The organism is Mycobacterium sp. NGS63, from assembly GCF_059812295.1.
Genome location: NZ_JCALCJ010000003.1, coordinates 590,702 through 611,369, shown reverse-complemented (window position 1 = coordinate 611,369; position 20,668 = coordinate 590,702). Strand labels below are relative to the sequence as shown.

Annotated in this window: 21 protein-coding genes; 10 read left to right on the top strand and 11 right to left on the bottom strand. The window is 65.4% G+C overall.

Annotated elements, in window-relative coordinates; translation table 11 throughout:
* Positions 1–2: 2 nt before the first annotated feature.
* Positions 3–392, bottom strand: a complete 390-nt coding sequence (locus tag AC5Y4Z_RS09950) for a hypothetical protein (RefSeq protein ID WP_499963338.1) — start codon at positions 390–392, stop codon at positions 3–5.
* A gap of 121 nt (positions 393–513) precedes the next feature.
* A complete protein-coding gene (locus AC5Y4Z_RS09945; protein WP_499963336.1) occupies positions 514–774 on the bottom strand; it encodes a hypothetical protein in 261 nt (86 codons plus the stop codon).
* A gap of 349 nt (positions 775–1,123) precedes the next feature.
* On the opposite strand from AC5Y4Z_RS09945, the gene AC5Y4Z_RS09940 reads away from it, so the two are divergent.
* The 3 genes from AC5Y4Z_RS09940 to AC5Y4Z_RS09930 all read left to right on the top strand — a co-directional run bounded on the left by AC5Y4Z_RS09940 (position 1,124) and on the right by AC5Y4Z_RS09930 (position 3,230).
* Positions 1,124–1,939 carry an Rv1363c family protein gene (locus AC5Y4Z_RS09940; protein WP_499963078.1) on the top strand — a complete coding sequence of 272 codons (816 nt, stop codon included), beginning with the start codon at positions 1,124–1,126 and terminating at the stop codon, positions 1,937–1,939.
* Positions 1,936–2,577: an Rv1363c family protein gene (locus AC5Y4Z_RS09935; RefSeq protein ID WP_499963076.1), complete on the top strand. Its 642-nt coding sequence runs from the start codon at positions 1,936–1,938 to the stop codon at positions 2,575–2,577. The genes AC5Y4Z_RS09940 and AC5Y4Z_RS09935 overlap by 4 nt, the downstream gene beginning before the upstream one ends.
* A 131-nt stretch (positions 2,578–2,708) precedes the next feature.
* Positions 2,709–3,230: an Rv2253/PknI dimerization domain-containing protein gene (locus AC5Y4Z_RS09930; protein WP_499963074.1), complete on the top strand. Its 522-nt coding sequence runs from the start codon at positions 2,709–2,711 to the stop codon at positions 3,228–3,230.
* 69 nt (positions 3,231–3,299) lie between these two features.
* On the opposite strand, the gene AC5Y4Z_RS09925 is transcribed toward AC5Y4Z_RS09930, so the two are convergent.
* From AC5Y4Z_RS09925 to AC5Y4Z_RS09885, 9 genes are all read right to left on the bottom strand, one after another.
* Positions 3,300–5,069 carry an MCE family protein gene (locus tag AC5Y4Z_RS09925; RefSeq protein ID WP_499963071.1) on the bottom strand — a complete coding sequence of 590 codons (1,770 nt, stop codon included), beginning with the start codon at positions 5,067–5,069 and terminating at the stop codon, positions 3,300–3,302.
* Positions 5,070–6,365 carry an MCE family protein gene (locus tag AC5Y4Z_RS09920; RefSeq protein ID WP_499963069.1) on the bottom strand — a complete coding sequence of 432 codons (1,296 nt, stop codon included), beginning with the start codon at positions 6,363–6,365 and terminating at the stop codon, positions 5,070–5,072.
* The gene (locus AC5Y4Z_RS09915) at positions 6,362–7,774 is read right to left on the bottom strand and encodes an MCE family protein (RefSeq protein ID WP_499963067.1); all 1,413 of its coding nucleotides are present in this window, start codon (positions 7,772–7,774) and stop codon (positions 6,362–6,364) included. Before AC5Y4Z_RS09915 ends, AC5Y4Z_RS09920 begins: the two co-directional genes overlap by 4 nt.
* Before the next feature lie 17 nt (positions 7,775–7,791).
* Positions 7,792–8,910: an MCE family protein gene (locus AC5Y4Z_RS09910; protein ID WP_499963334.1), complete on the bottom strand. Its 1,119-nt coding sequence runs from the start codon at positions 8,908–8,910 to the stop codon at positions 7,792–7,794.
* Positions 8,910–9,932, bottom strand: a complete 1,023-nt coding sequence (locus AC5Y4Z_RS09905; RefSeq protein ID WP_499963065.1) for an MCE family protein — start codon at positions 9,930–9,932, stop codon at positions 8,910–8,912. Before AC5Y4Z_RS09905 ends, AC5Y4Z_RS09910 begins: the two co-directional genes overlap by 1 nt.
* Positions 9,929–11,107, bottom strand: coding sequence for an MCE family protein (locus AC5Y4Z_RS09900; protein ID WP_499963063.1), 1,179 nt, complete (start codon positions 11,105–11,107; stop codon positions 9,929–9,931). Before AC5Y4Z_RS09900 ends, AC5Y4Z_RS09905 begins: the two co-directional genes overlap by 4 nt.
* A gap of 142 nt (positions 11,108–11,249) precedes the next feature.
* Positions 11,250–12,095: an MlaE family ABC transporter permease gene (locus AC5Y4Z_RS09895; protein ID WP_499963332.1), complete on the bottom strand. Its 846-nt coding sequence runs from the start codon at positions 12,093–12,095 to the stop codon at positions 11,250–11,252.
* A 22-nt stretch (positions 12,096–12,117) separates the two neighbouring features.
* Complete coding sequence (locus AC5Y4Z_RS09890; protein WP_499963062.1) at positions 12,118–12,933, bottom strand: MlaE family ABC transporter permease; 816 nt, start codon at positions 12,931–12,933, stop codon at positions 12,118–12,120.
* A gap of 361 nt (positions 12,934–13,294) precedes the next feature.
* Positions 13,295–14,500, bottom strand: a complete 1,206-nt coding sequence (locus AC5Y4Z_RS09885; RefSeq protein ID WP_499963059.1) for a CaiB/BaiF CoA transferase family protein — start codon at positions 14,498–14,500, stop codon at positions 13,295–13,297.
* Between the two features lie 296 nt (positions 14,501–14,796).
* Here AC5Y4Z_RS09885 and AC5Y4Z_RS09880 point away from each other — a divergent pair, with 296 nt between their 5' ends.
* The 7 genes from AC5Y4Z_RS09880 to AC5Y4Z_RS09850 all read left to right on the top strand — a co-directional run bounded on the left by AC5Y4Z_RS09880 (position 14,797) and on the right by AC5Y4Z_RS09850 (position 20,666).
* Positions 14,797–15,498 carry an SDR family NAD(P)-dependent oxidoreductase gene (locus AC5Y4Z_RS09880; protein WP_499963057.1) on the top strand — a complete coding sequence of 234 codons (702 nt, stop codon included), beginning with the start codon at positions 14,797–14,799 and terminating at the stop codon, positions 15,496–15,498.
* 15 nt (positions 15,499–15,513) lie between these two features.
* Positions 15,514–15,714 (top strand): ferredoxin, encoded by a 201-nt coding sequence (locus AC5Y4Z_RS09875; RefSeq protein WP_499963055.1) that lies wholly within the window; start codon positions 15,514–15,516, stop codon positions 15,712–15,714.
* A 14-nt stretch (positions 15,715–15,728) separates the two neighbouring features.
* A complete protein-coding gene (locus AC5Y4Z_RS09870; protein ID WP_499963053.1) occupies positions 15,729–17,093 on the top strand; it encodes a cytochrome P450 in 1,365 nt (454 codons plus the stop codon).
* A gap of 77 nt (positions 17,094–17,170) precedes the next feature.
* On the top strand, positions 17,171–17,614 hold the full coding sequence (locus AC5Y4Z_RS09865; RefSeq protein WP_499963051.1) for a hypothetical protein: 444 nt from the start codon (positions 17,171–17,173) through the stop codon (positions 17,612–17,614).
* A gap of 52 nt (positions 17,615–17,666) precedes the next feature.
* Positions 17,667–18,533 (top strand): Rv1363c family protein, encoded by an 867-nt coding sequence (locus tag AC5Y4Z_RS09860; RefSeq protein ID WP_499963049.1) that lies wholly within the window; start codon positions 17,667–17,669, stop codon positions 18,531–18,533.
* A complete protein-coding gene (locus AC5Y4Z_RS09855; RefSeq protein ID WP_499963047.1) occupies positions 18,530–19,102 on the top strand; it encodes a hypothetical protein in 573 nt (190 codons plus the stop codon). Before AC5Y4Z_RS09860 ends, AC5Y4Z_RS09855 begins: the two co-directional genes overlap by 4 nt.
* 133 nt (positions 19,103–19,235) lie before the next feature.
* The gene (locus AC5Y4Z_RS09850; protein ID WP_499963045.1) at positions 19,236–20,666 is read left to right on the top strand and encodes an alpha/beta hydrolase; all 1,431 of its coding nucleotides are present in this window, start codon (positions 19,236–19,238) and stop codon (positions 20,664–20,666) included.
* The last annotated feature ends 2 nt before the right edge of the window (positions 20,667–20,668 follow it).

Sequence of the window (20,668 nt, the reverse complement as noted above, 5' to 3'; positions counted from 1 at the left end):
GCTTACGTGTCGGCGCGGATCCAGGTCAATACGCCGTCGTGGGCAAAACAGATCAGGAACAGGCCATCGGGCGCCTGCGCGACGTAGTTCTGGTAGTTCTGGCAGTTGGCGCCTTCGTCCTTGACTCCCGCCATTGGGGGTGACCGGAACCAGCGCGGCTGGTATCTCCTCGGGGAGCCGCAGAACATCAGCCGTCCGGGCTGCGAGGCGGGGGGAACGAAGCTGTCGTCGACACCGAACGCGTAGTAGGTGGTGTTGTCACACGGCTGGCCTAAAACCTGGTGCGGCATGATGCCGGGGGTGCAGGCGGGATAGTCGCAAACCGTCGGCCCGGCAAAGGATGGCGGCGCTGCTAGCACACCGGCGCCGAGCAACGCGGCAATCAGGGCCACGATCGATCGCACCCAATTACTCTGCCATATCGGGTAAGAAAATTCTCCTGGTTGGAGAAGGCGAATGTGGCTCAGTTTGAACTTCCCCGCCATGCGCAGCCCGCTCCATCCCACGCCCGCGTCAATGCCCGTCCCCGCGCGGCTGGTTGGCCAAATAACACTGCACCCGGGTAGCGGCATCGTGCGGCGGGACTCCCATCTCCACTAGCCGCTGAATTATTTGGGCGGCCGGCACAGCACCATCGAAATCCGTCCGGATCACGTGAACGCTCGGGAACCAAACATCTGCGCTTACCCCCGGCGGCGGCGGCTTCGTGTCGCCGCCTACGCAACGAACGTAGCCATCGATGCCGGTGTCCGCGTGTGCAGACGATGCCCCCATCAGAACGACCGGGGCGATCACCAGGACGGCGATGGCCGTGCCGACGGAACGGCGTCGATAGCCGCCGCGAATTACTCGGCGGCCGCCGCTGAGATCAAGGATCTGCATGGTGGTCTTCTCCCAAAATGTCAGGTAGCCACGTCGCACGTTGATCGCTTAACGCTACTCGAGTTCGCACTGGGCCACTACCGAGAAGTTCGTTGAAAGCAAAAACGATGTTCCAGCCAAATCAGCCAAAAGCCGGCTTTCACCCATCCACTGGCGAGCGACCATTTCCGCATGTAGGAGCCACGAAGGCAGCCTCCCGATCGGACCGTCGAGCCCACGCCGAGTGATAAGCTCCTTCTCCGTGCACGATCCGGAAAGCCCCGACGCCGACCATGGCGACGACCGGGCGGACGTGACCGATCTTGACGGACCACAGTCGCGCTCGGGGGTGCGCGCCGGCGCTGTGGCGCCGGTACCGGAAGTGGACGCAGAAGACGAAGTGGCCAAGGCCGAAGCGCGCGCGGAGGCGGCCCGGGCGCGCCTGGAAAGGCTGCGCGAGGCGGCCGAAACCGGGGACGCGGACGACGGCACCGCTTCCCGAGATGCCGAGCGGCGCCCCGCGAAGCGGGCCCGGCTACGACCACGGTTGCCGCGGCGTCCCAAGCGGCTGCGACGCCCGGGGTGGCTCCGGCGTCCGGGGCGGAAAACGATAGCTGCCGGCGTCGGCAGCGTGCTCGTCTGCGCGTGTATCGCCGCGTGCGGTTACATGCTGTGGCAGCACCACATCGCGGTGCATAAACGTCAGCTCGCCGCGGAGTTCACCACTGCCGCCCGGCAAGGAGTCACGGCGCTGATGTCGATTGACCCCGATCATGCCAAGGAGAGCGTTCAGCGCATGATCGATGCCTCGACCGGCGACCAAAAGAACCTGCTGTCGGCGATGTCGGTGTTCTTGGTCAAGAAGGCCGAGGAGTCGAAGGTCGGCACCAAGGTCACCGTGGAAGGCATCGCCGTCGAGTCGGTGAGCGACGATTCGGGGGTCGTGCTCGTGGCGGCCAAAACCGACCCCATTGGGCCGGATAACGCCAAACCGCCGCCGGCCTTGTTTCGGCTCAGCGTCAACATTGCCCGCGACGGCGGCCAACTCAAGATGTCGAAAGTTGATTTCCTGTCATGACTGTCGAGCGTGGCTCGTCGCTGGACGGCACCGAAGATGCGCTTGACGGCGTCGAGACTCCGGCTGTCGACGAGGGCGGGGGGCCACCCACCGGGGAGGAGTCGGCACGCTCGAGCCGGCCGGCGGCGATCCGGCGCCGGGCCCGCCGCTGTTTGGCGAGGTGGCGTTCGATGGTCGCGCCGACGTTGGTCGCTGCCGCCGTGGTCGTCACCGCCGGTGTGTACTTCATGCTGTACCGCCCGGATCAGCAGGTCGGCGACGCGGCGGCGCACCGGGCGATCCAGGCGGCGTCAGAGGGTGCGACGGCGGTCTTGTCGTATTCCTACGACCATTTGAACCGCGATTTCGACAACGCGAAATCACACCTCACCGGCGAATTTCTCGCCTATTACGGCAAATTCACCGACGATGTCGTCGCGCCGACGGCGCAGCAGGGACAACTGACGACGACCGCCAAGGTGGTCCGGGCCGCGGTTTCGGAATTGCATCCCGATTCGGCCGTCGTGCTGGTTTTCGTCGACCAGACCACGGCGAGCGTGAAAAAGAAAGATCCCGAGAAGACCCGGAGCAGCGTCCTGGTCACGCTGGCAAAGGTCAATGGTTCCTGGCTGATCGCGAAATTCGACCCGGCCGCATGAGTGCGGCAGATATTGTCCCAACCGTTTTCTGGTGAGCCGAAGCGGTGTAACGTCGTCGCTCAAGGACGCCGGAACCGACGGCGAAAAGGTGCCATAGGCACTGTCGGATTACGCGCTTCGAGGAGCACCTGATGCGTTCAGTCAAAACCCTCACCACCGCAACGCTGTTGGCGGCCACTGCATTCGCCGGTTTGGGCACGGCATCCACGGCCCAGGCAATAACCAAGGAAGACGTCGCCCTCAACGGGACTTTCCGCGCCACGTCCATCGGCGATTACGCCATGACCAACGATCAGTACCACGGCGAGCCGACGGTCTACCAAATATGGACCATCAGCTCGTCGTGCGTCTCAACCCAGGAATGCCATGGCACCGTGACCAGCGACCAGGGTTGGAGCGCACCTCTCTATATGAATGACGGGGAGATGTGGAAGGTGAAACGCGAAGTGCCGAACTGGGAACGGTGCGAGGACGGTACCGCGTTCAGCGGAGAGCAGACTCTGCTTTTCTACCCGGTGAACGACAATGGTGGGTATCAACTCGGGTCGCGGACCTTCGCCGGTAAGGACAAGACAGTCGGCCCAACCGGTGCCTGCGGCCAAAACCAGTGGCTCGATATCGCGATGCCGTTGCGTCTGGACCAGCTCTCCTGACCCGGCAGTCGTAAGCCTCTCGTAGCGTCATTGCCCGCCCGCTCGGGCCGCTTTGGTCCCAGCACGGATTCAGGTGGGCAGCATGTCCTTCCACGTCTTGGGCGCTTCCGGGGCAACGAGATCCGACTGCTGATACAACTTCCCGTCCGGACCGACATAACGACCGGTGCGCGGATCGTATTTCGCCACCGCGACCGACGGCGCGGGCTGAGAAGCGTTGGCCCCGAACGAGCTTGGCGCAGCCTGAGGCTGTCCACCATCGACCTGATCCGGCGGCGCGGGAGCGGCAGGTGGCGGCGGCGGCGGTGCGGGGAGTTCCCCCGCCGCGGGGACGTCGAGTGGCGCAAAAGCCGGGATATCAGCCGACATCGGCGACATCGGCGCCAGGCGCGGTCCCGAGGAAGGCACGGGGGGAACAGCGGCCCCGAGGGTGCCCGGTGGGGGATTTTCTCCCCGGGGCCCCACCGGTGCGCCGCGCGGCACCGCTCCCGGCGGCAGCGGCGTTCCCTCGAGCGGGCCGAAGATTCTGTCGTTGGCGGTGATCCGGTCATCGGGCGGGACGCCCTGGGCCAGCAGATTCGGATCCAGTGGATAGGGACCGAGGGTGTGCTGGCGCATCGCCAACGGCATAAACGGCTTGTCGCTGTTGCAGATTTCCACGGTAGGCGCACGCTTACCCGGGTGGCCCATGCACGGATAGTTGCGGGCACCGCGAACCGACATGGGTGAATCCTGCGGGAGTTTGCAATACAACCCGTCCGGTGTGTCGATGTCGCTGAGGTCGTCCGGGGATCGCCACGTGTTGGGCGGCATGAAGCCGACCGTGCAAATGGGCGGATCGTCGACCGTCGCCGCGAAGTCGCCGTAAGCCCTTCCGTCGGGATGGTTTTCACTCGCAGCGGCCTGCTCGATAGCAACCCCCGACGGCAGCAACACCAGCAGCTGCTCGAGCGAAGGATGGTAGGTGACGCCGATCTGCCCGATGGTGGTCAGGTTGGCAAGCAACACCGGCAGCGTCGGTTTGACTTGTTCGAGAAGCCGGGATGCTTCGTTGGCAGCGTCAGGACCGTTCTGCAGGATGGTGCGCCAGTGGGAATCGTTGTTCACCAACACATCCGAGATGCCGGCGAAGCTGCGTGCCCACGTTCTGATCGAATCGGTGGTGCGCGCCTGGGTATCCAGCAGCGGCCCGGTGTCTTCGGTGAGGGCTTTGGTGCGATCGACCACGCCGTTGGCGTCGTGGGACAGCGTCTTCGAGGAATCGATCAGCGACCCCAGGTCGTAGCCGGTGCCGTTGAAGCCCTGGAACGACTCGTCGAGCAACTGCCCGAGTTTGGTCTTCGGGATGCTTTGGACCAGGGCGTTGACCTGCTCGAGCATCGGCCCCACCGGTTGTGGAATCTTCGTGTCGCCCACGTGGATGGTGTCGCCGTTCTGCAAGTAAGGGGGCGAATCGGTTCTGGGCCGCAAGTCCACGTACTGCTCACCCACCGCGGAGACACTGAGCACAAACGCGCCGCACTGATCGGGAGGGCCCGGGCGCTCTGGACAGGCTTTCAGGTCTTTGGGGATCTTCGGTGAACTGCTAAGCCGCAGCGTCGCTTTGGCGCCCGTCGGCGTCAAACCCACCGAGGTGACCTTGCCGATCTGGACCCCACGGTAGGTCACGTTGGAAAACTGGTACAGGCCGCCGGTGGCCGGCAGTTCCAGCGTCACCGTCATCCGGCCGATGCCCAACAGCGTCGGTGCCTGGATATAGAAGAGGACCATCGCGATCACGCCGATGGTTCCGACGACCGTGAAAATCGCCAGCTGGATACGAACGAAGCGCGTCAGCATCTATCCACCCGCTCCCGTCGGTGGCGCCTCGTCCGACGGCGGCGTTTGACCAAGACCCGCGTCAGGCACCGGAGCCGCGGCGGGTGGTGGTCCGGGCAGTGGAGCCGCGGCCGGCGGAGGCCCGGGCAGGGGAGCCGCACCCGGCGGCGGCCCGGGCAGCGGCAGCGCATTGGGATCGACCCACGGTGGCCGCAGGGGGTTATGCAACGGATCGAGCGTGTAATTCATGCGGTACGGGTCCCCGGGCACCGGTGGCACGGGCATGTCCAGCTGGCCCCAGTGGGTCCCCAAGAACAGTCCCTTCTTGAGCCGTGGAATCGTGATGTCGAAATCGAAATGCAGGTTGAAGTAGTCGCCGCGGACCGCTCGGTCGACGAAGTTCTGGGTGAACGGGAACACGAAGCCCGCCGCAATCGCCGCGCCGAAGTCCGGGCCGACGTCGGCGAGCGCCCTGATGGTCGGCTCCAGGTTTTTGAGATTCTTGACCAGGTCGGCCTGGGCGTCGTTGACCAGCCTGTTGGCGGTGTTGCTGAAGACGCGAAGGTGGTCCAGGGCGGCCGTCAGGCGTGGTCGCTCCTTGACCAGCACGTCGAGCGCCGGAGGAATCTTCTGCAACGCCTGGGTGATCACGTCGCGTTGGTCCGCGAATGTGCCGGCAAGGCGGTTCAGCGCCTGGATGGAGTCGACGATGTTGTTCCGCTGCTCGTCCAACGTTCCGACGAACGTGTCGAGGCGGGTGAGCAGGTCACGTATGGCGCCCTCGCGCCCGGACAGGGCGGCGGAGAAATTGTGGATGATTTCTCCGATCTGTCCCAGTCCCCCGCCGTTGACGACCGCGCCCAGCGACGACAGCGTCTGCTCGGTCGACGGGTAGGCCGATGACCGACTGAGCGGAATGGTGGCGCCCGGCTGCAGCCGTCCGCTGCCCTGCTGTCCGGGCGGCGTGTTGAGCTCCACATGCATCGAGCCCAGCAGGCTGGTCTGACCGACGGCGGCCACGACGTTGGCCGGCACGACGACGTCGCGCTTGACCGAGATTTCGACGTCGGCGTGCCAGCCTTGCACCCGCATCGTGCCGACACTGCCGACGACGACGTCGTCGATCATCACCGGCGAATTCGACTCCATCGTACCGACATTCGGGAGCTCGACGTGGTAGATGTTTGCCCCCGGCCCGCGTCCGACCGCACCCGGCAGCGGCAGTGAATTCAGCCCGTGGAATGCGCACCCCGTCGACGTCAGCACCACGCAACAACCGACGGCGAACACCCGCCGTGCCACTACCGGGGCGATCACTGTTGTGGCCCATCGGCGGGGAGCAGCATGTCCGACAAGTTCGACGCTGGCGGCGGCGGTGGCGGCGCAGGTGTCGACGGAGGGGGCGGCAGCGGCATCGCGGCCCCCGGTATCCGCCCCAGGGGCACCGACCCCGGCGGTCCCACCGGATCGCCCGGCAGGCCGGTGTACGCCGAAATCGCCGGCGGGATTTCGGGTGCTGCGGGTTTCGGGCCCTCGCCACCGGGCGCCAGGCGCGGTTCGGTGTAGAGGATCTTGGACGGGTCTACCGACTTGGCGAGGAGTGGGTTGAGGGGAATGGGCGAGTTGTTGAAGTTGAGCAGGCGCAGCCCGGGACCGAGGAACAGGGAGCACAGCTTGCCCGTTTCGACCGCGGTGACGTTCTCGATGGCGCCGATTTGGTTGCAGCCCGGTATGGAGACCAGAATCTGGCCGCCCCATGTCGGATTCGCCATATTCATGAGCCCGAACCCTCCCACGATGGTTCCGGTGTCGGCGTTGTAGTCGTTGAAGAAGTTGCCGAACGCGTTCGGCGCCGCGTGCAGGATGTTTTCCAGGGCCATGTGGTGATCGACCAGGTTCTGCGTGACATCGGCCAACCTGGCAATCTGCTCGCTGGTCTGGTTGCGAGTCCCGGCGATGAATCGCTGCACCTCACCGACCGCCGTCGACAGGTCGGTCAGCGCCGCGTCCAGGTCGGATTTGCTGTCATTGACCACGCTGGTGAGCGTGGCCAGGCGGTCGTTGAACTGCACGAGCTGGACATCACTGTCGCGCAACGCACCGACGAAGGTCTGCAAGTTTTTGATGATGTCGACGATGTTGCCGCTGCCGTTGGCGAGGATGCGTCCCACCCCTGACAGTTGACTGAGCGTTTGCCGCAGCTTGTCGCCGTTGCCGTCGAGCGCGTTGGCGGCGCTGTCGATGAAGCGGCCCACCGACGTGCCCGACACCCCGCTCTTGGGTCCCAAATCCGTTGCCAGCCGCATCAACTGGGTTTTGACCTCGTCCCACTCGACCGGCACCGCGGTGCGTTCGACCGGGATAACTGCCCCGTCCTGCATGACCGGCCCACTATCGCGATACGCCGGTGTGAGCTGGACGTAACGGGCGGCCACCAGATTCGAGGCGACGATGATTGCCTTCGCGTCCGCCGGAATGGGCACGTCGCGGTCGACCTCGAGGATCATCTTGGCCTGTGCGCCCTGCGGCTGAATGGATTTGATGTTGCCGACCTTGACACCCGATACCCGCACCTCGTCATGGGGGTAGATCGCGGTCGCGGTGGTGAAAAAGGCGGTGATCCTTCGCGGGCCGAAGAAGGTATTGCGGACCACCACGGCGGCGCCGGCAACGATGAGCCCGACGAGCACGACCGCCGCGATGGCCACCAGCCGGCCGCGCGGCATCCGGGAGAGCCGGGAGGTCACTGCGATCCTCCGACCCTGCCGCCCAACGTGCAGCCAGGGCACATCGGGATCTCGTTGTACGGCCAGGGGGTCAGCGCCCGAGGCACCGGCGATGGGAAGCCGGGACCGCGCGCCGTGTCGAAGGTGCGGAATCCCCAGAGGTAGTCGAACAACTCCTGGAAGAGTTGCGGGACAAGGAAGTTCGGGACGAACGCCGAGTAGGCGTACATGCTGGAGATGGCCTCACCGACCGTGATCTGGAACTTGGCGAGACCCGGCAGCGCCTTGCCGATGTTGTCGCGGTTCTTCTCCAGCACCGCCGTCACCCGGTTCAGCCGCTCCAGCGTCGGTGCCAATGTGCTTTCGTTGTCGTGCACCAACGCCGTCAGCTGCTTGGCCACCGTCGACGTGTTGGCCAGCAGGTCCACGATCTCTTGTCGCCGGGCCACCAAAACTTGGAGCAGATAATCGGAGTTGAGGATGAGCTTGTTGACCTGCTGGCTGCGTTCGGAAAGTACGCCGGTGACGTCGCCGGCACTTTTGAAGAGGTCGCCCAGGTTCTTGTTACGACTGTTGAGGGTGCGTGACAGCCGGGTGATCGCGTCGAAGGCCGGCCCCATCTGGGGCGCGATCTGGTCGAGCGTCGCCGCCAGCGTGTCCAACGACTGATTCAGCGCGGCGGTGTTGGTACCGGCCGTGTCCGAGGTGAAGTCGCTGACCGCTTCGGTCAACGAATACGGCGAGGACGTGCGCGAGACGGGAATGAGAGTCATCGGGTGCATCGTGCCGCTGCCGGCGGACTCGATTGTCAGCATCCGCTCGCCCAGCAAGGTGCCGGTGCGGATGTGCGCGGACGTCTCCGACCCGAGCAGGATGTTGCCCTTCATCGCGAACGTCACCAGAGCATCGCCGTGGCGCAGCTTCACGTCCGACACCGTGCCGACCTTCATCCCCGACACAACGACGGGGTTGCCCACCGCAAGGCCGCCGGCTTCGGTGAACAGCGCCTGGTATCTGACCATCGTCGCCCACGAGACGAACCGCTCGGGCGACAGACCCACCAGGATGACCATCACCGCCAGGAAGGCGCCGATGAGTCCGGCCTTGACGAGCCCAGCTCCGCGATACTTGAGCATCAGGGTTCCGTGCACCTTCCCGCGTCTGACCTAAAGATATTGGCGCGCACGGTCTTGCCCTGAAGGTCGGTACCGCGAATCCCGAACTGGCAGAGGTAGTACGGGACGGTGGCGCCGTTCACGCCGAGCCGGACCAGCTTGCGGTAGTTTAGTGGCGCCTTGGCGATTGCGGTGTCGAGGCGGTCCCTGTCGCCATCGAGGACCGGCGCCAGCCGATTCAGCTGAGCTATGGTGCCGGACAGCGGCGGGCGGGCCTGGGCAAGCAGATCCGCCAGCGAGGCGGTCCCCTTGTCCAGGGCGTCAATGGCGGACCCGATCGTGTCGCGGTCATCCGACAGCCCGCTGACAAGACGCTCGAGGCGATCGATCGCGCCGGAGAACTTGGTGCCGTCCTTGGAAACCGTGCCGATCACGGTGTTGAGGTTGTCGATCAGTTGCTGCACGGTGCGATCGTTGTCCGCCAAGGCATTCGAAAACGACGTCGTCTTGGTGAACAGCGAATCGATAGTGCCGCCTTGGCCCTGGAACACCTGCAACAATCCCGAGGTCAGTGCGTTGACATCGCGCGCATTCAGGCCCTGGGTAACGGGTTTGAGCCCGCCGAGCAGCAGATCGAGGTCAAGCGCGGGCGCGGTGCGGTTGACGGGAATCTGGCCGCCGGCCGCTAGTTGCTTGGGCGAGCCCGGGCCTTCGAGGAGTTCGAGGTAGCGATCGCCTACCAGGTTGAGGTAGCGGACCGCTGCCCTGGTGCCTTCGGTGAGGACGACGTTGCGGTCGGCGTCGAATTTCACCACAACCTTCTTGTCCGGCTGCAGCGAAACGCTATTGACGGTGCCCACCCGGATCCCGGCGACCCGCACCGACTGCCCCGTCTTGAGACGCGACACGTCGGTGAACACCGCCGAATACTCATTCGTCGAACCCGTCCGGTACTCCCCGAAGATGAAGAACAGGGAGGCGGTCAGCATCGCCATCACGACCGCGAAGATGCCGAACTTGATCAGCGTTGCGCGCGTCCTCATCCCTGCTGTCCGATCTGGGCGGGGTTGCGTGGCGGGCCGGCGATCGGGCCGTACAACAGCTGCTTGAGGACGTCAAAGTTGAGCAGCACCTGCGGGTTTCCATACCCCACCGGGTCGGCGCCGGTATCGGCAACCAGTTGCGGCGGGTTCGTGTTGAACGGCAGCCGATAACCATCGCGATCGTTTACCTTCTGCAAACCCACGCACCGCGGGCCGCCCGTCGCCGCAACCTTGGGCAGGTTCGTCGGATACCGGTAGCGTTCGGCACCCCAGGTGAGACTCGCCGAGATGTTGATGCTCGGCTCCGACAACGGCGCACCGTGCGAGAGGCCGACCAACCCGCCCAGACCGCAGGTGAGCGCCGGGCCGTACTCGTTGGTGAGATCGGTGGTCGGCACCAGCAGATGCATCACGTTCGTCAAAGGTTGGCGGTTCGTCGACAACACCTCGTTGCCGATGTCGGCCAAGCCGATCGCGCTGATCAACAACGCATCCAGGTTGTGCTGCTCGTCGACAATCGTCTTGCTGATGCGGGTTGCGTTAGAGGCGGTCCTCACCAGGTCCGGTGCCGCGTCGGCGTAGGCGTTGGACACCGCCGGCAAGACCGCGAAGTCATGACGGAATGCGGGAAGGCTCGGCTCCAGCCTGGCCAGAAACGAATCCAGATCGCTCAGGGCTTGGCCGAGCTGGGGGCCCCGCCCACTGAACGCCTGTGCCAGCGCACCCAGTGACTCGTTGAGCTTCGGCGGGTCGATGTGGGACAGCACGGACACCAATTGCTGGAACACCGTGTTGATTTCGACCATGACGTGCTGGCCCTGCAGCTGCTGGCCGGCGCGTAGCCGCTGCGCCGAGGGCTGGTCGGGTGGCACCAGCTCGACGGACTTCGCGCCGAAGACCGTCGATGACGCGATGTCGACGAGCACGTTGCTGGGAATGAAGCGCAGCTGCGACGGGTCCATCGCCAGGTGGATGGCCGCTCGGCCGTCGGGCAGCGGATCGATCGAGGAGACCCTGCCCACCTGCACGCCGCGCATCTTCACCTTGGCGTCCGGATTCATGACCAGCCCGGCGCGCTGCGCGTAAACGGTGACGGGGACGCTCTGGGTGAACGACCCCTGGAACAGGCCCACGGCGACAAAGAAGATGATGCCGATCAGGACTATGGTCCCCAACCCGGCCAGCGGGCGTGCGTAGGACTGCGCGCCGAAATGGCGCCCGGGTGACGCCGCGACAGGCCGTGCAGCGCTGGTGGTTTCGGAGCGGTGAATTGGGCCCGGCCCCAGATTGCGCGTCACTGTCCTTTCACCACCCTCCCTAGCCCGACAGGTTGAAGTTGCCGTTGGTGCCGTAGATGGACAGCGAGACGAGCAGCGTTACCGACACGACCACGATCAACGAGGTTCGCACCGCGTTGCCGGTCGCGACGCCGACACCGGCCGGTCCGCCCGAAGCAAAGTAACCGAAATAGGTGTGGATCAACAAGATCGTGATGGCCATCAGGACGGCCTGCAAGAACGACCACAACAAGTCGATCGGATTGAGGAACGTCGTGAAGTAGTGCTGGTACAGGCCGCTCGATTGGCCGAAGAGGACCACCGTCGTGAATTGGCTGGCCATGAACGACAGGATGACGGCGATGGAATACAGCGGCGTGATCGCCATCATCCCGGCCGCGATCCTGGTGCTGACCAGATACGAAATCGGCCGGATGGCCATGGATTCCAGCGCATCGATCTCTTCGTTGATCCGCATGGCACCCAGCTGCGCGGTCACGCCGGCGCCGAAGGTCGCCGCCAGGCCGATTCCCGCGACGATCGGCGCCGCGATCCGAACATTGATGAAAGCGGCCAAAAATCCGGTCAGCGCCTCGATGCCGATATTGCCCAGCGAGCTGTAGCCCTGCACCGCGAGCGTGCCGCCCGCGGCGAGTGTCAAAAAGCCGACGATGCACAGCGTGCCGCCGATCATGGCCAAAGTCCCTGCGCCCATGCTGATCTCGGCGATCAGCCGGATGACTTCCCGCCGGTAGTGGCGCACCGCGAAGGGAACCCCGGCCAGCGCCTTGCCGTAGAACAACGTGTGATCGCCGATTCGGCTCAGAGCACCGACCGGCTTGTCGAGCTGTCGCGTCAGCCGCGGGTAAGTCGCGCGTAGCGTAATCACGGTCTGCCCTTACACCTCCTCAGTGGCCCTTGGAAGACATCCGGATGCCGATGGCTGTGACAACCACGTTCACGACGAACAGCGACATGAAGGCGTACACGACCGTCTCATTGACGGCGTTGCCGACTGCCTTGGCGCCGCCGGACACCGTCAGCCCCCGGTAGCACGCGACCAGTCCGGCGATCAGGCCGAAAAGCGCTGCCTTGACGCACGAAATGATCACCTCGGGCACGCCGGTCAGCAGGGTGATGCCCGCGGCAAAGGCCCCAGGGTTGACGTCTTGGACGAACACCGAGAAGACGTAGCCGCCCACAATGCCGATGATGACGACCAGGCTGTTCAGCAACAACGCGACCAGGCCCGAGGCCAGCATGCGCGGGGTCACCAGGCGCTGCACCGGATTGATGCCCAGCACCTCCATCGCGTCGATCTCCTCGCGGATCGTCCGCGAACCCAGGTCCGCGCACATCGCCGTGGAACCCGCACCGGCCACGATCAACACCGTGACGATCGGGCCGACCTGGGTCACCGCACCGAATGCGGCGCCCGCGCCGGACAGATCCGCGGCGCCTAATTCACGCAGCAGGATGTTGAGTGTGAAGCTCACCAGGACGGTGAACGGAATAGCAACCAGCAGCGTGGGCGCCAGCGCCACCCTCGAAATAAACCACGACTGATCCAGGAACTCGCGCCATTGGAAGGGACGGTGGAACACGAATTTGATCGCGTCGAACGACATCGCGAACAATCCCCCGACCGCCTGCATGGGCTTGGCACCTCGCCCCAACGAGAGGCCGCCCGTCCATCGCTCCGGGCCGGCTCGCTTAATCGCCATCGATCTCAGCCCTCCCAACATTTTTCAGACCGGTAGTCTTGTTTTTCCGCACCGGGCGTTGGGGATTGGGCTGGACCGACGGGAAGGAACGGCTGGTGCCGGCGGCGAAATGCGTAGCGGCCAGCCACGTTCCGGCAGCTACCTCCGGCGTGACAACCGCTACCATCCTCACGCCAGTCCTCCGCTCCGTCGCGTGAGTCGGCGCTCCAAAACGAGGGGCCCCAGGTCTTGAAGCGTCCGGCGATTATGACTCATGCCGCGCCCACGCGGAACGAAAAATGCACAACCGTTATGGGAAGACTCGTCGGGTGCACGACGAGATTCGGTTCGGGCATTCCACACGGCTCGGCCCTTCTAGCGCTCAAGTGACGGCGCCGGCCGTCTTGAGTTCGATGATGCGGTCCCAATCGAGTCCGATTTCCATCAGGATCTCGTCGGTCTGCTCGGCGAACCCGGGCGCCGGGCCGGTGTGCGGCGCGCTGACATCGAACTGAACCGGGTTGGCAACCAGGTCGAGTTCGCCTGCGCGAACAAGGTACTCGTTGGCGCGGATCTGCGCGTCGTCGACGGCCTGCAACGTGTCTTGGACGGGCGCCCACGGCCCGGCGAGCGTGGCAAACCGTTCGCTCCACTCGGCAAGCGTGCGGGTTGCGATCACCTTGGTCAAGATCTCGACCGCCTCCGCGGTGTTGGCGGCGATCGTCTCGACCGTGGCGAAGCGGGGATCGTCGGCCAGCTCGGGCAGGTCGACGTGCCGGCACACGTCGGCCCAGAACTTGGTGGGCTGCATCATCACGAAGGAGATGTAGCGGCCGTCGGACGTGGTGTACAGCCCGACCAACGGATTGTTCGGCGCTCCGTGCACCCCGGGCGGCGGCGATTCCAGCCGCTGACCCAGATGCTTGGTCAGCGCGACCGTATGGCCCATCGACCACAGCCCGCTGCCGAGCAGCGAGACGTCGACGACCGACGGTTCGCCGGTGCGTTCGCGCTTGAGCAGCGCCGCGGCAATGCCGCCGGCGAGGTTGGTGCCCGAGATGGTGTCGCCATACGCCGGCCCGGGCGGCGCGATCATGCCGGGCATTCCGGCCGGGGTGATGGTCGCCGCGGTGCCGGCCCGGCACCAGAACGCGGTCATGTCGTAGCCGCCCTTTTCCGACTCGGCGCCGCGCGGGCCGAGCGCGCTGCCGCGGGCGTAGACGATGTTCGGGTTGACCGTACGGATGTCGTCGACGTCGATGCCGAACTTCTTCCGATGAGCGGGAAGGAAGCTGGTGAGAAAGACGTCGGCGCGGCGGGCCAGCTCGTAGAGCACTTCCCTGCCCTCGGGCACCGACATGTCCAGCCCGATGCTGCGCTTGCCCCGGTTGGCGTGTTCGATGTTGGGGTTCGGGTCGCCCTCGACGCGCAGCATGCCGGTCTGCCGGAGTCCGCGCTGGGGGTCGCCGGTCACGGCGTGCTCGACCTTGACCACGTCGGCGCCCCATTCGGCCAGCACCGCGCCCGCCGACGGGACGAAGCCGTACATGGCGACTTCCAGGACACGTATGCCCTCGAGCGGCCTCATGCCTGTCCTCCCCCTGATGTGGTGCCCGTCACGATAACTTCATTCTCCTCACCGGCGAATCTTACATTCGCCTCTCGATAATTCAAGAAAGTCTCAGGAATCGAGACGGCCCGTCTACCAGCGGCGTTACCGCCCCATCGGCGCCATGGGGCCCCTCTCCGCGCAGGCTGAAAGCGGTTTCTCGACGATGTTGCACGGGCGTTCGTGACGAGAGTAGGGTTCTCATAATTGCAAGGGAGATTCTTTGTGACTGAGATGGACCCGTTTGGATACGACTCCAGCCTGGTGTCGGAAACGTGAAGACCGCGGTTGTCACCGGTGGCGGATCCGGCATCGGTCGAGCGGTCGCGCAGCGCCTGCGCGCCGACGGACTTGACGTCGCCACCATCGACCTGAGGCCGTCGGAAGCAGATTTCGCTTTTACGGCCGACGTCACCGACCGAGCGCAGGTGGACGCCGCGCTCTCAGCGATCCGCGCCCGGCTGGGGCCGGTGACGGTTCTGGTCAACGCCGCCGGCCTGGATGGCTTCAAGCGCTTCAACAACATCGCCTTCGACGACTGGCAGCGGGTGATCGACGTCAACCTGCACGGCGTCTTCCACATGATTCAGGCGGTGCTGCCCGACATGGTCGAGGCCGGGTGGGGACGGATCGTCAACATCTCGTCGTCGAGCACGCATTCCGGCGCGCCCTACATGAGCCACTACGTGGCGGCCAAGTCCGCGGTCAACGGCCTCACCAAGTCGCTGGCGCTCGAATACGGGCCCAGCGGCATCACCGTCAATGCCGTGCCGCCGGGGTTCATCGACACCCCGATGCTGCGCGCCGCCGAGAACAAGGGGTTCCTCGGCGACATCGAGGAGACCATCGCCCGGACCCCAGTGCGCCGGATCGGCAAGCCGGAAGACATCGCAGCGGCCTGCGCCTTCCTGGTCTCCGAGGAGGCCGGTTACATCACCGGTCAGATACTGGGCGTCAACGGCGGGCGAAACACTTAGTAATAAGGAGGCACCGTGAAGGTCTGGGTTGATCCCGAACGTTGTCAGGGGCACACCCTCTGCTCGATGATCGCTCCGGAATCTTTTCAGCTCAGCGACATCGACGGCAGTTCGTCGGCGATTGACGAGGTGGTGCCGGCCGATCGGGAGGACCAGGTTCGCGAGGCCGCGCAGTCGTGCCCAGAGCAGGCCATCATGATCACCGACGAAAGCTAAAGGGAGACAGCGCCTTGAGCGTCGACGACGTCGTCAGCGACAGCGACCGCAAGCAAAACCGGTATCACTTCGATCGGCACTCGGCCGAGTACCGCTCGCAGTTCAAGGCCATCACCGAAGAGATGCACGCCCGCTGCCCGATGGCCTGGACGGACACCTATGGCGGCCACTGGGTGGCGGCCGGTAGCCACGAGGTCTTCGAGCTGGCGCGCTGCCCCGCCGTCTCCAACGACCACGACATCCACGGCGAACGCCGTGGCTACAAAGGCATTTCGATACCCACGGCCAGCCGCGTCAGCGCGGTTCGCGGCGGCATCCTGGAAATGGACGACCCCGAGCACCGCACCTACCGGACCGTGCTCAACCCGTACTTGTCCCCCGCCGCGATCAAGCGCTGGGAGCCCTTCATCGACGACGTGACGCGCGCCTGCCTCGACGAGAAAATCGAGGGCGGCACCATCGACTTCGTCGACGACCTGGCCAACATCGTGCCCGCCGTCTTCACCCTGGCCATGCTGGGCATCCCGCTGAAGAAGTGGAACATGTACAGCGAGCCGGTGCACGCCGCGGTCTACACGCCCGAGCACTCCCCCGACATCGAGCGGGTCACCGCGATGCACCGGGAGATGGGGCTCGACATGGTCAACAACATGATCGAGATCCGCGCAAACCCGCGACCCGGGATCGTCAACGGTCTTCTCGAGATGCGCATCGACGGCGAGCCCGCGCCGGAGCTGGAAATCCTCGGAAACCTCGGACTGGTCATCGGCGGTGGCTTCGACACCACGACCGCCCTGACCGCCCATTCGTTGGAATGGCTGTCGGAGCACCCGGAGCAACGGCAGCTGCTCAGCGACGAGCGCAAAACCCTGCTCGACCCCGCGACCGAGGAGTTCCTGCGCTTTTTCACCCCGGCGCCCGGGGACGGCAGGACCTTCGCCGACGACACCGAACTCGACGGCACCCGGTTCAAAGAGGGCGAGCGCCTGTGGATTTCCTGGGCGATGGCCAACCGCGACCCGGCGGTGTTCCACGACCCCGACGAGATCATCCTCGACCGTAAGGGCAACCGGCACTTCAGCTTCGGGTTGGGGGTTCACCGGTGCATCGGGTCGAATGTGGCGCGCACCGTGTTCAAATCCATGCTCACTGCGGTGCTCGACCGGATGCCCGACTACCGGTGCGATCCCGAGGGGACCGTCCACTACGAGACGATCGGCGTCATCCAGGGCATGCGCAAGCTGCCGGCCACCTTCACGCCCGGGCGCAAGGTCGGCGCCGGCCTGGACGAGACGCTGGAGAAGCTGCAGCGCATCTGCGACGAACAAGAACTCGCCAGGCCGATCACCGAACGCAAGGAAGCCGCGGTCATCGACTGAGCCGCTCACGAATTTTTCGAGTAGCCCTGTTCAGCGTGACCCCGTCCTAATATTTTGAGGCAAACGCGTGTACTGAGATGGGAGACGCTCCGGTGAAGACTTTCGCAGTGAGCCTCGCGCTCGCCACAGCCGCGCTGACCGTCACGCCGACCGCCCACGCGGACATGGTGTTAGGCAACTACCGGTTGGACACAAACCGGGATCCCGGCCACACCTGGTTTTGGGCCATCAACCCGTGCGTGCCTACAGGGCCGGGGTGCCTGACCATCCAAGGGGTTCCGACACCCAACGGGCAAGCGGCGCCCTTTAAGGCAAACGCACATTTGTCCAACGGCCGCTACACCATGGCCGTCGATGTGCCCGACGGTGTGCGCTGCGTGGTCCAGTTCTTTCCCTCGCACGACGTTTACTCGTGGGATGAGGCGTCGCTGACGGGTCAGGTCGACTCGACGTTCAACACGGGCTGCGGAGGCGGGCCGGGGGGCACCAACAGTTACCCGTTCTCGCTCATGCGATGGTAACCGCGTGACACGTGGAGTCAGTCGATCATGGAAGTGACGGGCGACGAGCGCGATGGGTGAGGCCAAGGAACCGCCGCAGGATTCGGCCACCTCGAAAGCCGACACGCTGGCTTTGATCGCGGAAGCCGAGGCGGAAGCCGCCGAGGCCGAGGCACTGGCGGCTGCGGCGCGTGCGCGCGCCCGTGCCGCCCGGCTCCGGCGCGAAGCGCAGGCCCAGGCCGAGACCGAGACCGAGGCCGAAGCTGAGACGGCTGAAGTCACGGAACAAAGCCCCGAGCCCGACGACGACGTAACCGACACCGCCGAAGCGGAGGCCGACGACGAGGACGTCGTCGACACCGTCGACGCGGAGACCGAGGAAGAAGCCTCCGACGAAACCGCCGATGACGCGGAATCGGAATCCAAGCCGGCCCGGTCCCGGCGACGCGTGCGGTTGCCGTCGTTGTCCGTGGCATGGAAGGCGGCCGTCATCGTCCTGATCTGCGCATTCGTCGGGGCCAGCGGATACATGGTGTGGCAGGACCATCAAGCCACCGAGCGCAACCAGCGCGCCGCGAACTTCATCGCGGGCGCCAAGCAAGGCGTCGTCAACATGTTCTCCCTGGACTTCAACAAGGCCAAGGAGGACGTCCAGCGGGTGATCGACAGCTCGACGGGCCAGTTCCGGGACGACTTGCAGCAGCGCGCGAAAGACTTCACGACCGTCGTCGAGCAGTCCAAAGTGGTCAGCCAAGGAACCGTGAATGCGGCGGCCGTGCAATCGATGGACGCGAATTCCGCGTTGGTACTCGTCGCGGCGTCGTCGCGGATCACCAACGCGGCCGGCGCCAAAGACGAACCACGCGGTTGGCGGCTCAAGGTGACAGTCACCAACGAGGGTGGGCAATACAAGATGTCCAAACTGGAGTTCGTGCCATGAGCGAGGACAACCACAGCATCGACGCCGCCGACGACTCGCCCACACGAACGGAACCCAGTGCAGGGGGCGAGCCACGCGCGCGGCGCAGGGTGAAGCCCGTTCCGGTGATTCTGATTGTGCTGCTGCTGATTTCCGGTGGCGCGGCGACGTGGCTGTACCTCGAGAGATACCGACCCGTTAAAGAAACCGACGCCGGCGTCGCGAGCGCGGTCATCAATGCGGCGTCCGACGGAACGGTCGCGTTGTTGTCCTACTCGCCCGATTCACTCGACAAAGACTTCGCCGCGGCCAAGACACACCTGTCCGGTGATTTTCTGAACAACTACAACCAGTTCACCGAGCAGATCGTGACTCCGGCAGCCAAACAACGGTCGCTGAAGACGAGCGCCCGGGTGGTGGCGGCCGCGGTTCGGGAGTTGCATCCGAGTTCGGCCGTCGTGCTGGTGTTGGTCGATCAGAGCACCACCAGCAAGGACAACCCGGACCCCGCGATGGCGTCCAGCAGCGTGCTGGTGAGTTTGACCCGGGTCAGCGGCAGCTGGCTGATCACCAAATTCGACCCTGTCTAGAAGCCACGGGACAGCCGCGTGAAACCGGCACGCGGTCGTCGGCTTCGTCGTTGAGAATCTCCCAAGGATTCGCCGAGGTCGCCAGCTAATCCTTCTCTCACTGGATCGCCAGCAGCTGAGAGGAGGAACCGCCATGCTGAGTCACCACATCTCCCTGATCCACGGCTGGCTGCCCCTGACGGTGGAGGTCGTCGCCGCGATCGCGCTGGGCCTGGCCATCGGGTGGCGATCGCGCCGCTGGCGCCTGCTGTGGCTGCCTCTCGCCGCCGTCGTGGGAGGCGTGGCGGCGGGCGGGGCGCACTGGGTCACGACCGCCGCGACTTCGGGCACCGAACCGGCGCCGCGCGCGCTGTATGTCTGGATCGCGCTGCTCGGTACGGCCGCGGCCGTCCTGATCTTGGGCTGGCGCGGTGCGCGCTGGTGGCGGCGGGCGGTATCGGTTCTGGCCGTGCCGCTGTGTCTGCTCTGCTCGCTGCTGGTGTTCAACCAATGGGTCGGCTACTTCCAGACCGTGCAGAGCACCTGGGACCAGCTCACCTCCCGTCCGCTGCCCGGCCAGACCGACAGGGCGACCGTCGTCGCGATGGCGGCGAAGGGCGCCAAGCCGCCCCGCGGCAGCCTGGTGCCGGTGCTGATCCCCGCCGATGCATCGCATTTCCAGCACCGCGAGGAGCTCGTGTACCTGCCACCGGCCTGGTTTGCGAGCCATCCGCCGCCGCAGCTGCCGACGGTGATGATGATCGGCGGCATGCTCAATACGCCCGCCGACTGGGTGCGCGCCGGGAATGCGATGGCCACCGTCGACGCCTTCGCGGCCGCGCATGACGGCAACGCGCCGGTGCTCGTGTTCGTCGACCCGGGCGGCTCGTTCGACAACGACACGGAATGCGTCAACGGAAGCCGCGGCAGGGCAGCCGACCATCTGACGAAAGACGTTGTACCCTACATGATCTCGAATTTCGGGGTCAGCCCCGACCCGTCCCACTGGGGCGTCGCGGGCTTTTCGATGGGCGGGACGTGCTCCGTGAGCCTGACCGTCATGCATCCGACGCTGTTCAGCGCTTTTGTCGACATCGAGGGCGACTTGGGCCCCAACACGGGAAGCAAGGCGGAAACCGTCGCCAGCTTGTTCGGCGGTGACGCCGAGGCGTGGGCGGCATTCGACCCGACGACCGTGATCAGCCGGCACGGCCGCTACTCCGGCGTGTCCGGTTGGTTCGCGATCACATCGGGCGGCTCGCCGGCACCGCGTCACGACGTCACGGCTGTCGATACCGCGGCGATCGACCGTGCCCGCCACGGGGCCGCCGCCAACCCGGGCAACCAGACCGCGGCAGCGTCTTCGCTGTGCGCGCTCGGACGGGCGAACGGCATCGACTGCGCGGTGGTCGCCCATCCGGGAAAACACGACTGGCCGACCGCTGGCACAGTCTTCGCCACGGCCCTGCCCTGGCTGGCCGGCCAGTTGGGAACTCCGGGCGTGGCCCGGATTCCATTGCCCGCCACGGCGTCTGAGCCCGCGCACCCGGACGGCACCGAGGTCGCCATCCACGACCGGCGTTAGCG

Bases quoted from the DNA above. Each gene is read 5' to 3' on its own strand.
- AC5Y4Z_RS09945 (WP_499963336.1), bottom strand. From the start codon at position 774: ATGGGGGCATCGTCTGCACACGCGGACACCGGCATCGATGGCTACGTT.
- AC5Y4Z_RS09935 (WP_499963076.1), top strand. From the start codon at position 1,936: ATGACTGTCGAGCGTGGCTCGTCGCTGGACGGCACCGAAGATGCGCTT.
- AC5Y4Z_RS09930 (WP_499963074.1), top strand. From the start codon at position 2,709: ATGCGTTCAGTCAAAACCCTCACCACCGCAACGCTGTTGGCGGCCACT.
- AC5Y4Z_RS09925 (WP_499963071.1), bottom strand. From the start codon at position 5,069: ATGCTGACGCGCTTCGTTCGTATCCAGCTGGCGATTTTCACGGTCGTC.
- AC5Y4Z_RS09915 (WP_499963067.1), bottom strand. From the start codon at position 7,774: ATGCCGCGCGGCCGGCTGGTGGCCATCGCGGCGGTCGTGCTCGTCGGG.
- AC5Y4Z_RS09910 (WP_499963334.1), bottom strand. From the start codon at position 8,910: ATGCTCAAGTATCGCGGAGCTGGGCTCGTCAAGGCCGGACTCATCGGC.
- AC5Y4Z_RS09905 (WP_499963065.1), bottom strand. From the start codon at position 9,932: ATGAGGACGCGCGCAACGCTGATCAAGTTCGGCATCTTCGCGGTCGTG.
- AC5Y4Z_RS09890 (WP_499963062.1), bottom strand. From the start codon at position 12,933: ATGGCGATTAAGCGAGCCGGCCCGGAGCGATGGACGGGCGGCCTCTCG.
- AC5Y4Z_RS09885 (WP_499963059.1), bottom strand. From the start codon at position 14,500: ATGAGGCCGCTCGAGGGCATACGTGTCCTGGAAGTCGCCATGTACGGC.
- AC5Y4Z_RS09865 (WP_499963051.1), top strand. From the start codon at position 17,171: ATGGGAGACGCTCCGGTGAAGACTTTCGCAGTGAGCCTCGCGCTCGCC.
- AC5Y4Z_RS09860 (WP_499963049.1), top strand. From the start codon at position 17,667: ATGGGTGAGGCCAAGGAACCGCCGCAGGATTCGGCCACCTCGAAAGCC.
- AC5Y4Z_RS09855 (WP_499963047.1), top strand. From the start codon at position 18,530: ATGAGCGAGGACAACCACAGCATCGACGCCGCCGACGACTCGCCCACA.
- AC5Y4Z_RS09850 (WP_499963045.1), top strand. From the start codon at position 19,236: ATGCTGAGTCACCACATCTCCCTGATCCACGGCTGGCTGCCCCTGACG.